The sequence below is a fragment of the Yersinia thracica genome (assembly GCF_902170565.1).
Lineage (GTDB): Bacteria > Pseudomonadota > Gammaproteobacteria > Enterobacterales > Enterobacteriaceae > Yersinia > Yersinia thracica.
The window spans coordinates 113,702-126,877 of record NZ_CABHXX010000069.1 but is presented as its reverse complement, the minus strand read 5'-3'; the positions used below and the strand labels follow the sequence as shown (position 1 = coordinate 126,877).

Below are 13,176 nucleotides of genomic sequence, written 5' to 3'. Positions count from 1 at the left end.
ATTAAATAGTAATAGGATCAAATAGTTTCAGAAAAAAAAGATGCTATAGAGACAAAAAATATATATCAATAGGTTGATAGCTTAACAAGAGGATCATCCAACATCATGTCATGCAGCCTTAAAAAATCTATCGGGTTATCCGATATTCCAGCCTGCTGAAATAAATCAGGATTTTTTATCCGACTGAGTATATCAACCGAACCAACAATCTCCCTCAACTGATTAGCAAACTCAGGATGTTGCGGCTTAGTTATATCTCCAGCACTATGGGTTTTAAACTTTTCTTCATTATTTTTAACTATATTAATTGTAGAGGCTTTAGCTCTTCTTGGTAGGAATTGATCTGATTTTATTAGTTTTATTTCTTCTGTTTTGGATGATAGACCGCAAGCTAACATACTGGCAATTTCCAACGTAGCAGTAGTAATTCTTTCGTCACCTGAGCCAATGACTAAACGTTGCGCCTCACGATAAATCCTATGTGCCATATCTAGATTACCCACGGATAAATCGTAGATTTTATCGTTGAGTTCATCGGTTAGTTCGTTGAAAAAACTTGTCCATTGAAGATCCCATAATTCATGAACAAAAGCTTCCCAAGAATCGCTCTTTCGTTCCAAAAGCTTCATCGTAAAATATCCTCCACTCTCAGCTCTACGAGCAGCTTTCAATGTTTTTTCTAATGTTTCATTAAATGGGGGATTAGCACAAAAAAATATTGGGACGCCAAGATTGTTAATCAGACTATGCAAAAAACTGAGAAGATTGTTTTCGCCCCCTGTTCGCTTGAATCGTAGACGCTGCATTTCATCGATCACTAAAACGCCAAGAAAGCTGGATTTAATATGCTGCTCTATTTGCCTAACTAAACCGCCTATAGTTCCCGCTGACTTCGTTTTTTCTCGTTGCATAGCGAGATCTAAGTGAGTGAGCAGCTCTTCACATAAGTCTCGCACACTAGAATTACTAGGGCAGTCAACTTTAACCCAGACGACTTGCCTCCTTGGTTGAACTGGCAGTCCTTTATACGATGAATGTTCTATTACTTGAGGAAAATAGTTCAAAACTTGCTCAAGCATACTAGTTTTACCAGTTCCACTTTCCCCTATAAGGGTTATTGTCTCCGCTTTTGGGACAAAATAACCCGTTTTAGGCTCAATGTGCGGACGTTCATTAACTGGATAATGAAGATATTGTGCCATCGTAGGGGTCAGAGGATTTTTCGCAGAATACCCTTGTTTTAAAGCCCTCTCTATCGCTCTAAAACAATCGTAATATATTGGCAGTGGTTGCCTAAGTTCTTTCAATCGAGTGAGATATTCCTCTCGCACCATTGGATTAGTATGGTCTCTAATATCCTCTGCCATTTCTGGATAGTTACTGAAAGCATCCATCATACCCTCCCAAGATTTTTTAGGGGGGAGCGCTTCGATCAAAGGATTTCCTTGATGCTCAGGTAAAATGGCTTGGTTATAGCTTGCCTTAACAATCCTCATGATTATTCCGTCCCCCCTTTTTTTCTTCTCGGCAGGACTTTGACAAAGTCACAAATATAGGCTGATTTATCTTCAGCTCCCCCTGAGGATAGCTTATCTTCACTCAATGCATTAGTCGTAGCTATTATCTCCTCAGCACGATGCTGCCGAATATCCCTTACTCTTTCGTTAATAGAGGGTAATGAAAGCAGACGAACTCGTTTGGCATCTTTTTTCATTTTTTTACGTCGTTTATGATCATCGATCGACGTAACTGTTATAGGGCTTAATTCCCGTTTGACATCAAGCCAGTCTTGAAGAAATTCAGCTTCCACCATGCTCTTCCCCTCTAACATTTTGCTGCGAGGTAAAAGAGTACACTTGGTAAAATCTTTATTTTTATCCAGACGGACATAGATATAATCTGTAGTGTTCTCATCAATTCGTGCATGTAAACGCCAACGCCCCGATGTTCTGGCAATAGAAGCAAGGTTTAATTGTTCAACCTGCTCACAAAAGTAATATAAGCCATTGTAATGAATTCCACTCCTAGTCATGCTAACTTCCGCAGGTGGAAGCAGCCGAGAAATGACCTCATTTTTATCGGAAGATTTAAGTGCATGTCTATGTTTTATTAGATGGATTTTCCAATAATTTATTGGCGTTGGCGAAAGGTCATTTTCTATAAGCAATGAGCTTGTCTGGGCAAGATCATTAATAATGGAGCGATTATGCTCTAAAACAGCTTGAATCAGATGAACAGTTAATTGGCTTAAAGTATATATTGAGTCTTTCCTAGGATCTCTACTCCCCCTAACAATTTGTCCACCTCTTGTCGAACCAAGAAGGTCATGAATAACATCTTTATTTAAAATGTCGAAACGCTTTTCGACAACACCTTTGCAATCGGGACGGTAAGGGGGCGTGAACTTTAGTTCTGTCATAGGAGTAACTACTTGATTTGGCTTCAAACCAATCATTTCTCCATTGTCACATACTAAAGACTGGGGAATATGAGCACATGGCCATTCTGATTCATCAATTTCAATTCCAAACTGCTGACAATAATCTTTTTTTGGTAAAAAACAATTCGCAAGAGCTTGTCTTGCTGCGCGCCAAGATGCATGAAAAAGAGAAACATGTAACCCAACGATCATGCGACTTGCTCTATCTACAATGACGTATATTGTCGGTCTGCCTAAAAGATATTGTGCCCCAAATTCAGATACGATATGTACATCAGCGACGGTAGCATCAATTTCGTAAAAGCTCCCTGGGAACATAGATGCTTGAGTGACACTCCCTAGCACTCCTCTTTTATTACGCAAATAATCATTTTCTGTCGTTCTCGCCAGAATTATCTGATCCTTTGAAAACAACTTTTTTGTCCAGTAATTAAATTGTTTTTGGGTTGGAATATGCGGAGAACATCCTTTGGCATCAGCTAAACGAATTTCATCAGAAAAGTAATCTCTAAGCATGGACTTGTATGTTTTTGATAGTGTTAAACCATTTTTTTTGAGAAAGTATTTCTTTAATGCTTTACTAATTTTATCTTTATCTGCACTGCCTAATATATATTTTTCCGACCTCTCTACAGATAATGTTCTAGAAGTCTTAGGTGCCCCCAGAGGTTTTTTATTTAGTTGGCGAACTTTCCCAGCTGCACCACTAAAAGAAAACGCTGAAAGCATCGACATTTTTTCCTGACCATAACGCCAGTATCTAGTAAGAAGTCTAGCAATCATCTTACTATTAGTGTTATTTTTTAATGCATGTTCAGTTAAATAGTTAACTCTTTCCTTAGTCGCGTAATCAAATAAAAATTTTTTATCAGAAATCAAATAATTAATTAAATTATAATTTTTATCTCTTCTAATTTTATGCGCCTCAGTTATTTCCTCTTCACCAACGAGTAAGTAAACCGGTAAAAGATAAGTATCCGTTGAAACATGTCTATTTTTAACCTGCTGAATAAAATAAGAGAGAAGAGTTGCTCTTGGTCTTTCGGTTGGTGATGTGCTATTTAGTGAAAATAATAAAATACAATCAATATCATCCAATATTTCAATGACCCGATATTTCCCATCAGATAAATCTTCTGCGCCTTTGAAGCTCCAAACAGAGTTCTTAGCAATTTCCATTTCCCACATCTCTCTGATTTAACAGCACTTGGGTAATGTCTAGGATACCAGCCTCTTCAATGTTGAAGGATAAGTCAACCTCGATGAACCTATCTGCAATAAGATATCGCAATAATGTTAATGCTTCTAAATGCGACACAATTTTCTCACGTATAAAACAATCACAGATTTCATGAATAAAATTTTTTCCAACTCTTAACACATACAATGCTTGCTCAACTTGAACATCAGAGAAAATCGCCAACTGTTCACGAAATGGCGATGTTGCCCAGCTAATGTTTCGGCTTTGTGCTCGTGTTAATTTGTTGCCGATATATAATTTAAAATTAATACCAAGCAGTTCCCACCAAATACGTTCAATATCGATTTTTTCGAGTGAGCGCTGATTGTTAGTTTCGCTTTCTGGTTTGACTGATATGGCTTGGTATTGAATACCGTTACTGGACTGAATAGTAAGTAGAAAATCGGTAGTAATTATAATTGATTCATTAGTAACGGGATGAGAAGGGTGTTTAACACCTATCGTTTTGGCGATTTTATGCGATAAATTCAATGGTAATAATGGGAACTGTTCTCGGATATCTATGACAACATCACTAAATTCAGACAGATAAAATAACTCACTTTCTAAAGAAGATAGCAGGTGGTGTACTCTGCGAACTTTTCTGCCATAGACTTGAGAGCGGATACCTTGAGATTTTACATCCTGAACTCTGAGCCACGGCTTGTAGTCAGCTCCTTCACCAATTCCATACTTCCCTTTTAAAGCCCTTTTATAGTCTTCAAGAGTTTCGAGTTTTCTGCTTTGTCCCATACAGTATCCAAAATCATCTGGCCTGTACAAAATTTAGCCTACTTAACTTTAGTGGACAAACTTTATTGTCCAAAAATGAGCTAAGGGACAAACTTTAGTGCTAACGGACAAACTTTATTGTCTCTGCACAGCCGCCAATGCCTGCGCACAGGCCCAGGCTGAGCTCCAGGCCCATTGGAAGTTATAGCCCCCTAACCAGCCGGTCACATCAACAACCTCGCCAATAAAGTATAACCCTGGCACTTTATGGGCCTCCATCGTCTTGGAGGAGAGCTCTTGAGTATCTACGCCACCAATTGTCACTTCAGCAGTACGGTAACCTTCCGTTCCATTAGGCTGCACGCGCCATTGTTGCAAATTGGCCACTAACGCGGCCTGCTGCGGCGCATTTAATTGTTTCAAGGTGACATCCGGCAGTTGCTCCAACATCTGGAGGCATTCCACCAACCGCTTAGGGAGCAACTGAGCCAATGTATTTTTTAAGGTCTGATTGGGATGGGCTAGCCGCTCATTATTGAGGAAAGTCTCTAAGTCAGTGTCAGGAAGTAAGTTAATGCTCACATACTCGCCAGCTTGCCAATAGCTTGAAAGTTGTAAAATGGCCGGGCCAGAAAGGCCACGATGGGTAAATAAAATGCTCTCACGGAAACTGACACCATTCTCTGCCGTCACTACCGCCGGTACTGAAACACCGGAAAGTGTTTGCAGGTGCTCCAACAAAGGCTTATGTAAAGTGAATGGGACTAAAGCCGCGCGCGTCGGCAAAACTTTCAAGCCAAACTGCTCTGCCAGTTTATAGCCAAATGGAGAGGCGCCTAATCCCGGCATAGACAGCCCACCTGAAGCCACCACCAGTGAGTGAACACTCACTTTCACATCATTAATCTGCAATAAGAAACCGGCATCATTTTTTTCAACTGACAGAATATCGCTGCGTAATCGAATCGTAACTTGCCCCAATTCGCACTCTTTCAGCAAAAGCTCGACCACTTGTTGGGCAGAATCATCACAAAACAGTTGCCCCAGTGTTTTCTCATGCCAGGCAATATTGTAGCGATTCATCAAATCAATGAAATCCCATTGGGTGTAACGCGCCAAAGCAGATTTACAAAAATGAGGGTTTTGTGAGAGATAGGCTGCGGGTTCGACAAACATATTGGTGAAGTTACAGCGGCCACCGCCGGACATCAGTATCTTGCGCCCTGCTTTTTTGCCATTATCAACCAACAATACCCGGCACCCAGCTTGTCCGGCCTGAGCCGCACAAAATAAGCCCGCAGCACCTGCACCTATCACTACCACATCAAACTGTTCCACACTGGGCCTCACTGAGTAAAATCATCATTACTGCAAAATTGTTCACTTTGCCGCCAATCCGCATACTATTTATTCATTCAACTGATAAATTAGCGGCGGGAGATTGTAAGTCGCCCGCTGACAGGAAGCTATAGTAAGAAAATGTCTCATACGGTAAAACTAAGTAACCTGCTGATATAACATGCATATGTTGCTCAAGAAGACGAATTCATCTGCGGTCATGTCAAAAAAAGGTCATATTTTCCTTTTCCCCACCCCCCATTGTCACTGATAATGCGCCGCGTTCATGTCCACAAACTGGCGTAACGCTTATGCTGCATCTTTTCGCTGGCCTGGATTTCCATACCGGCCTAATGTTAGTTCTTGCTTTGTTGTTTGTGCTGTTTTACGAAGCCATCAATGGTTTTCATGACACAGCCAATGCGGTTGCAACCGTAATTTATACCCGCGCCATGCGTTCACAGGTGGCTGTCGTGATGGCAGGGGTGTTTAACTTCCTCGGCGTGATGCTGGGCGGTTTGAGCGTGGCTTATGCCATTGTTCACTTATTGCCTACTGATCTGCTATTAAATGTCAGTTCAGCACATGGGTTGGCGATGGTCTTCTCTATGCTGTTGGCGGCGATCATCTGGAATTTGGGCACGTGGTTTTTCGGTATCCCCGCCTCCAGTTCGCACACGCTGATTGGTGCAATCATCGGTATTGGTTTAACCAATGCATTAATGACCAGCACATCTGTTGTTGATGCGCTGAACGTTCCTAAGATGATTCAAATCTTCCTGTCATTAATCTTATCCCCGATTGTGGGTTTGGTTATTGCCGGTTTGATGGTGTTCCTGTTACGTCGTTACTGGAACGGAACCAAAAAGCAGCAACGTATTCACTTGACACCTGCGGAACGTGAAAAGAAAGACGGTAAACGTAAACCGCCATTCTGGACCCGTACAGCACTGATCATATCGGCTATTGGCGTGAGTTTCTCTCACGGCGCTAACGATGGTCAGAAAGGGATTGGCTTGATCATGCTGGTGTTAATTGGCGTGGCTCCCGCTGGATTCGTCGTGAATATGAATGCAACCGGCTATGATATTGCCCGCACCCGCGATGCAGTGACTCATCTGCAACAATATTATCAGCAGCATGTTGAAGTATTACCTCATGCTGTTGCGCTGAAGCCACTGGTACCGACACCAGAGACATTGCCGAATACACCGGCACAGTTCCACTGTGATAGCTCACGCGCCATGATAGCGATTGATAATGCACAGGCACTGTTGGCGAATCTGCAAAGCTATGACGACCTGACGGTCGATCAACGTAGCCATATGCGTCGCTTGTTGATGTGTGTTGCAGAAACCGCTGGGACTGTTGCCAAACTGCCAGAAACCAGTGCTGAAGACCGCCGTTTCCTCAATAATCTGCGTACAGATTTGTTAGAAACTGTGGAATATGCGCCAACCTGGATTATCGTTGCCGTCGCTCTGGCCCTGTCTTTGGGTACTATGATCGGCTGGAAACGTGTGGCAGTGACTATCGGTGAAAAAATCGGTAAGAAAGGCATGACCTACGCGCAAGGGGTTTCTGCCCAGATGACTGCGGCGGTCTCCATCGGTATTGCAAGTTATACCGGTATGCCAGTATCGACAACTCAAGTGCTCTCTTCAGCTGTTGCCGGCACCATGTTGGTGGATGGTGGTGGTGTGCAGAGTAAGACGGTGAAGAACATTATGTTGGCGTGGGTATTAACCTTGCCAATCTCTATTCTTCTTTCCGGTGGGTTGTACTGGATAGCGTTGAAGTTTATCTAAATCCAGCGAAACAGTAATACTCGAATTTGAGTAAAGTAAAAGGCGGCCTTTTCAGGTCGCCTTTTTACCTGCTTTTATGCCAGAAGTTCATACTAATACCACAACATTAAGCCCACCAAACTGACCACGACTAAACCACATAATGCGCTGGTCAGCATAAATTGCCCACGTAGCCTCTCACAACGGCGAATAAACTCCGGATCATGATGGTCCAGATAACGTTGAGCAAAGATATAACCGACTAATCTAATCTGTTTACTCGGCTGACCGTGGGAGGTAAAAAATCCACCGCCATCAACATACTGATACAGCAACGGGTCGCAACCCCGTAATACCACTAATAAAGCACGCAGTGATGAATAATAACGTGCCATGTTAATCACACATACCACACACAAAGCCCAAAAAAGCGCGACGGTACTGATCATAATCATCCTCCCAGCGATATTACCCGCATTAGGTCAGTTCCCCTGAGCCTTTGCGCCATCGCTCACTCTAGCTGATACAAACACCCCCAGGGCTTCAAAAGCCACCCCCTATCGTTCGCTTTCTGATTGTGGCTCGATGCGTTATTCCCTCGACACACTATCCGAACGTGTTGGACTCCCTTTATGAGTGTAGGAAATGAAATGAAAAATAGCCTGATAATCTCTAAATTAAGCTTATTTTGGGGGTTGTTAAGTATCAATTAGTATTAACTTATAACAAACTTTTCTGGTGCATAAATGCGGTTACTCCCGCCTAAAACTGGCTAAATATTAAACTTTCTTAACTAAATCACATTAATTCAATCGCCATTTTTTATAGATTAGATTTGCGCAGCAAATATGAAATTACGTCCATCACGATGCCTAATCAGCGCTATACTTAGGATAATGAACTGCTTTAAATTCAATCAATATGACCCTATATTAGGGCAATGCGCGGTAGAGCTTGATGGGGCATTAGTGTAAAAAGACATACGCTAGCTTTAGTGATCATCATCAAAACAGTGTGTTGTGATCCGTGAAACACTTCAGTTAGGGGTCATAATGGTACAATGTCGATATCGCGTTAGCACCCGTTCAACGGTTGAATGTTTGCTTACCCATTAATTAACATTATGGAAGGAGTTTACTTATGGCTTACAAACACATTCTGATTGCGGTTGACCTATCTCCGGAAAGTAAGGTGTTGGTGGAAAAAGCGGTCTCTATGGCCAAGCCGTACAATGCCAAAGTTTCCCTGATCCATGTTGATGTTAACTACTCAGACCTTTATACCGGCCTGATCGACGTTAATCTTGGCGATATGCAGAAACGCATTTCTGAAGAAACGCACAATGCATTGACCGAGCTTTCTCAAAATGCCGGTTATCCCATTGAACAAACGCTGAGTGGTAGTGGTGATCTGGGTCAGGTCTTGGTTGATGCCATTAAGAAATACGATATGGACTTGGTATTATGCGGCCATCATCAGGATTTCTGGAGCAAGTTGATGTCTTCAGCACGCCAGCTGATCAATACCGTTCATGTCGATATGCTCATCGTACCACTGCGTGATGATGAGAATGGTGAAGACGATTAAGCTACTGAGCCTCATTAGCTTAGCATCAATCACCTCTGACGCCCGCCTTTAGCGGGCGTTTTTTATGCTGAGCCCCACGCCCACCCTATATCTCCACACATTAATAACCCTGCTAAGTTTTTGTCAAAATCCCTTGCGGCATGAATATAAACCAGTGATATAGTCGAAGATGCACAACATCGTCTCCTCACTATTTTGGATAATAATAATAGACCGCAAAAATCTGTTAGGAGAGTCTCAATGGGTACAAGGAATTATTAGTGATGAATTGTTTAAACTCTCTGGAGTCATTTTTAGAATCTTTACAACAACGTGATGCCAACCAACCAGAATATCTCCAAGCTGTACGTGAAGTTTTCACCTCACTTTGGCCCTTTCTGGAGCAAAACCCTCACTACCGTGAACAAGGCCTATTGGAACGTTTAGTCGAACCAGAACGCGTCATTCAGTTCCGTGTTGCCTGGACTGACGACCAAGGTAAAGTTCAGGTTAACCGCGCATGGCGTGTTCAGTTTAGCTCAGCGATTGGCCCTTATAAGGGCGGGATGCGCTTCCACCCATCAGTAAACTTATCCATTCTTAAGTTTCTAGGTTTTGAACAGACCTTTAAAAATGCGCTAACAACACTGCCAATGGGTGGGGGTAAAGGCGGTTCTGATTTTAATCCGAAAGGGAAAAGTCAGGCGGAAGTCATGCGTTTTTGTCAGGCACTGATGACCGAGCTGTATCGTCATCTTGGCCCGGATACTGATGTTCCTGCGGGTGATATTGGTGTTGGCGGCCGCGAAGTCGCCTTTATGTCCGGCATGATGAAGAAACTGTCTAATAACACCGCCTGTGTTTTCACCGGTAAAGGGCTTTCTTTCGGCGGCAGTCTTATTCGCCCGGAAGCCACGGGTTACGGCTTAGTTTATTTCACCGACGCCATGCTCAAGCGCCACGGTTTAGGCTTTGAAGGCAGAAGAGTCTCTGTTTCTGGCGCAGGTAACGTGGCTCAATACACTATCGAAAAAGCCATGGAGCTGGGCGCTCGAGTCATTACCGCCTCTGATTCCTGTGGCACTGTGGTTGATGAAGAAGGCTTTACGCCGGAAAAATTGGCCCATTTGGCCGAGATTAAAAACAAACGTTACGGCAGCATCGAAGATTATGCCCGCGAACGTAATCTGGTCTATTTAGCGGGCCAACAGCCGTGGAGTGTCCCGGTTGATATCGCCTTGCCTTGTGCAACACAGAACGAGCTGGATTTACCCGCCGCCCGTCAGCTGATTGCCAATGGAGTAAAAGCTGTTGCTGAAGGCGCTAATATGCCGACCACCATTCAGGCAACTGATGCTTTCCTTGATGCTGGCGTTCTGTTTGCGCCGGGTAAAGCGGCCAATGCCGGTGGCGTTGCGACCTCAGGTCTGGAAATGGCACAGAATGCGGCTCGTCTGAGCTGGAAATCAGAGAAAGTTGACGTCCGTTTGCACCACATCATGCTGGATATTCACCAATCTTGTGTCGAATATGGCGGAGAAGGTAAGCAAACCCACTATGTTCATGGCGCTAATATCGCAGCCTTTGTCAAAGTGGCAGATGCAATGCTGGCCCAAGGTGTGCTGTAAATAATAAAACGCCCATATTCTTTGAGATAAAAATTGATAAGAATATGGGATGTTTCTATAAATGATATTCAATCCTCGTATTTATATTAGTTAATAAATTCATTTTTAGATTTACATTTAAGATTTCACTTATTTTAAATATAAACTCAGCCAGTAATATATCGTCACATTAATAAATGTGAACTAATATATCTATCAATGATTATGAAGTGAGATATTCATGAAAGAAATAAAAAATACCGTCAACCAAAGATCAAGAGATATCAATTATGCAACAATAACTCATAATGAAAAATGGGAAATTAAAAATGGCGATGATATCACCATAGTGAGTTTTTCATTTAATCAGAATATTTCTAAAGATTATCATTATTATATACTTAAGAGTGATAACCCGACCTCTACTCTTAATCAGTTGCAAATGTCTCAGACAAGAATAGCGATGCAGAGTATATCAGATGTGGCAAATATAAAATTTGTTGAGGTTAACAGCACTAAAGCGAATATTCCCATTGTCAATGTCCACCCTGAGAAACCTATCAGTGCCGCAGGTTATGCCTATAGCCCTAATGGAGGAAATCTTAGCCCGGTGTGTATTAATGCTGATGCCCCCGAGAATCTCACCCCCACTCAGTCAAACCATGGTGGTCGCGTTATTGTCCATGAAATCTTGCATGCTGTTGGTCTGAAACACACTCATGACACTGTTGGGCTGACACAACAAGAGAGCGTCATGAGCTATACCTCTGAGTGGGACTCAGGTGGAAACTATGCTGGATATAACGCATCCACACCACAAATGTACGATATCGCCGCACTCCAATATCTTTATGGCCCGAATATGAGCACCCGAACCGGGAATAATATTTATACCTATTCCAGCCATACACCAATACTTTGTATATGGGATGCTGGCGGTATTGATACCCTGGATTTTTCTCATCAAACCCAAGATCAGGTCATTAACCTTGCCGCAGGCAGCTTCTCTCATATCGGAGGACTAAAAGGCAATATCTCCATTGCCTATGGCGTGGTGATAGAAAATGCCATTGGCGGTAGTGGTAATGATCAATTATGGGGTAATAAGGAAATTAATGTACTGGAGGGTGGGGATGGCGATGATAAATTATCAGGAGGCAACGGGGCCGATCATCTTTGGGGAGGTAAGGGAAATAATACTTTTATCTACCATCATGTTGAAGATTCTTTAACAACCTCCGCTGACACTATTCATGATTTCAAATCAGGTGAAGATAAAATAGATTTATCTCCGCTTATATATGGTAATGAAGATATTGCTCTAGTCGATAAATTCAGTTTTAGTGGTCAGACAGAAATAATGCAGAAATATGATGAAGTCAGAGACATAACTTATTTAATGGTTGATTTTGATAATAAGGTGCATAAAGCCGACATGATGATCAAGCTCACTGGCAAGCATCAACTGACATTAAATAACTTTATCATCAGCCCGCTGCTCACGGCATAATATTGAATGTTTAAAATCAAAAGCGACGGCAATAGTTTGCCGCCGCTTTTTTAGCACTGACCTACCCCACATCAAGGAAGATGGGTATTACCCAAAGTCATTGGCGTTGTAGTAAGGCAGCAAACAAACGCATCCCGATGAGCTGACACAAGTCAGTGATTCGGGTAAGTGAGTGCCGCTAACACCACTGCGGCGTCAAGGAAGATGGGTATATAAATCGAAACGGTGGCTTTTGGTAGTCACTGCGCCCTGTGCCGTCATCCCCGCCAGAGGTTCTGCATAATCCGGGCGCTTAACCACCACCCGTTTGGTCGCCAATGCCCGCGCCGGTGCCAATAGCCCATCGGCATCTTCGTCAGCGCCCACTAGCGATTGGAACACCCGCATTTCCTTTTTTACCAACGCACTTTTTTGCCGGTGCGGATACATCGGATCGAGATAAACCACTTCGGGCCGAGGTTCGATATCCGCCAACGCGGTTAAACTGGATGCATGCAACAATGTGAGCCGCTCGCGTAACCACGGGCCAATCTCGGCATCCTGATAACCACGGCGCAACCCATCATCCAGCAATGCGGCGACCACCGGATTGCGCTCCAACATTTGCACATGGCAGCCCAGCGCCGCCAAGACAAAAGCATCCCGTCCGAGGCCGGCAGTCGCATCCACCACGCGCGGAAGATACCCTTTTTTGATACCCACCGCTTTGGCAACCGCTTCACCGCGCCCGCCACCAAATTTACGGCGATGGGCGAGTGTGCCGTCGACGAAATCAACATAAATTCCGCCGAGTTTCGGCTCATCGCGCTTGCGCAGCTCAAGCCGCTCAGGGGTCAGCACCAGCGCCATAATGGACTGTTCGTCAGACACCAACCCCCAGCGTTCAGCCAGAATAGACAAGGCGCTGGGATCGGCGCCTGCTTCAGACAATAAACAAATACTTACCTGTGACACAT

General features: G+C 43.3%; 10 protein-coding genes. 4 read left to right on the top strand and 6 right to left on the bottom strand.

Annotated features, from left to right (window positions below; genetic code table 11):
• Positions 1–65 precede the first annotated feature (65 nt).
• The 4 genes from FTA91_RS08625 to FTA91_RS08610 all read right to left on the bottom strand — a co-directional run bounded on the left by FTA91_RS08625 (position 66) and on the right by FTA91_RS08610 (position 5,750).
• Positions 66–1,496: an ATP-binding protein gene (locus FTA91_RS08625; protein ID WP_004722605.1), complete on the bottom strand. Its 1,431-nt coding sequence runs from the start codon at positions 1,494–1,496 to the stop codon at positions 66–68.
• Between the two features lie 2 nt (positions 1,497–1,498).
• The gene (locus tag FTA91_RS08620; protein WP_235896837.1) at positions 1,499–3,619 is read right to left on the bottom strand and encodes a transposase; all 2,121 of its coding nucleotides are present in this window, start codon (positions 3,617–3,619) and stop codon (positions 1,499–1,501) included.
• Positions 3,606–4,433 carry a TnsA endonuclease N-terminal domain-containing protein gene (locus FTA91_RS08615; RefSeq protein ID WP_145583191.1) on the bottom strand — a complete coding sequence of 276 codons (828 nt, stop codon included), beginning with the start codon at positions 4,431–4,433 and terminating at the stop codon, positions 3,606–3,608. The genes FTA91_RS08620 and FTA91_RS08615 overlap by 14 nt, the downstream gene beginning before the upstream one ends.
• A gap of 114 nt (positions 4,434–4,547) precedes the next feature.
• Positions 4,548–5,750, bottom strand: coding sequence for a BaiN/RdsA family NAD(P)/FAD-dependent oxidoreductase (locus FTA91_RS08610; protein WP_145583189.1), 1,203 nt, complete (start codon positions 5,748–5,750; stop codon positions 4,548–4,550).
• Positions 5,751–6,061: 311 nt separating this feature from the next.
• Here FTA91_RS08610 and pitA point away from each other — a divergent pair, with 311 nt between their 5' ends.
• The gene (pitA, locus tag FTA91_RS08605; protein ID WP_050112097.1) at positions 6,062–7,558 is read left to right on the top strand and encodes an inorganic phosphate transporter PitA; all 1,497 of its coding nucleotides are present in this window, start codon (positions 6,062–6,064) and stop codon (positions 7,556–7,558) included.
• A 92-nt stretch (positions 7,559–7,650) separates the two neighbouring features.
• Here the strand turns inward: pitA and uspB are convergent, their stop codons facing one another.
• Entirely contained in the window at positions 7,651–7,986 is a 336-nt protein-coding gene (gene uspB, locus FTA91_RS08600) for a universal stress protein UspB (protein ID WP_050112460.1), read from the bottom strand.
• Between the two features lie 691 nt (positions 7,987–8,677).
• On the opposite strand from uspB, the gene uspA reads away from it, so the two are divergent.
• From uspA to FTA91_RS08585, 3 genes are all read left to right on the top strand, one after another.
• Positions 8,678–9,124 (top strand): universal stress protein UspA, encoded by a 447-nt coding sequence (gene uspA / locus FTA91_RS08595; protein WP_004874931.1) that lies wholly within the window; start codon positions 8,678–8,680, stop codon positions 9,122–9,124.
• 263 nt (positions 9,125–9,387) lie between these two features.
• A complete protein-coding gene (gene gdhA / locus FTA91_RS08590) occupies positions 9,388–10,731 on the top strand; it encodes an NADP-specific glutamate dehydrogenase (RefSeq protein ID WP_050112098.1) in 1,344 nt (447 codons plus the stop codon).
• A gap of 220 nt (positions 10,732–10,951) precedes the next feature.
• Entirely contained in the window at positions 10,952–12,220 is a 1,269-nt protein-coding gene (locus tag FTA91_RS08585; protein WP_050112099.1) for a M10 family metallopeptidase, read from the top strand.
• A 195-nt stretch (positions 12,221–12,415) separates the two neighbouring features.
• On the opposite strand, the gene rsmJ is transcribed toward FTA91_RS08585, so the two are convergent.
• Positions 12,416–13,174 (bottom strand): 16S rRNA (guanine(1516)-N(2))-methyltransferase RsmJ, encoded by a 759-nt coding sequence (rsmJ, locus tag FTA91_RS08580; RefSeq protein WP_145583186.1) that lies wholly within the window; start codon positions 13,172–13,174, stop codon positions 12,416–12,418.
• Between the last annotated feature and the right edge of the window lie 2 nt (positions 13,175–13,176).

Bases quoted from the DNA above. Each gene is read 5' to 3' on its own strand.
- FTA91_RS08625 (WP_004722605.1), bottom strand. From the start codon at position 1,496: ATGAGGATTGTTAAGGCAAGCTATAACCAAGCCATTTTACCTGAGCAT.
- FTA91_RS08620 (WP_235896837.1), bottom strand. From the start codon at position 3,619: ATGGAAATTGCTAAGAACTCTGTTTGGAGCTTCAAAGGCGCAGAAGAT.
- FTA91_RS08615 (WP_145583191.1), bottom strand. From the start codon at position 4,433: ATGGGACAAAGCAGAAAACTCGAAACTCTTGAAGACTATAAAAGGGCT.
- pitA (WP_050112097.1), top strand. From the start codon at position 6,062: ATGCTGCATCTTTTCGCTGGCCTGGATTTCCATACCGGCCTAATGTTA.
- uspB (WP_050112460.1), bottom strand. From the start codon at position 7,986: ATGATCAGTACCGTCGCGCTTTTTTGGGCTTTGTGTGTGGTATGTGTG.
- uspA (WP_004874931.1), top strand. From the start codon at position 8,678: ATGGCTTACAAACACATTCTGATTGCGGTTGACCTATCTCCGGAAAGT.
- gdhA (WP_050112098.1), top strand. From the start codon at position 9,388: ATGAATTGTTTAAACTCTCTGGAGTCATTTTTAGAATCTTTACAACAA.
- FTA91_RS08585 (WP_050112099.1), top strand. From the start codon at position 10,952: ATGAAAGAAATAAAAAATACCGTCAACCAAAGATCAAGAGATATCAAT.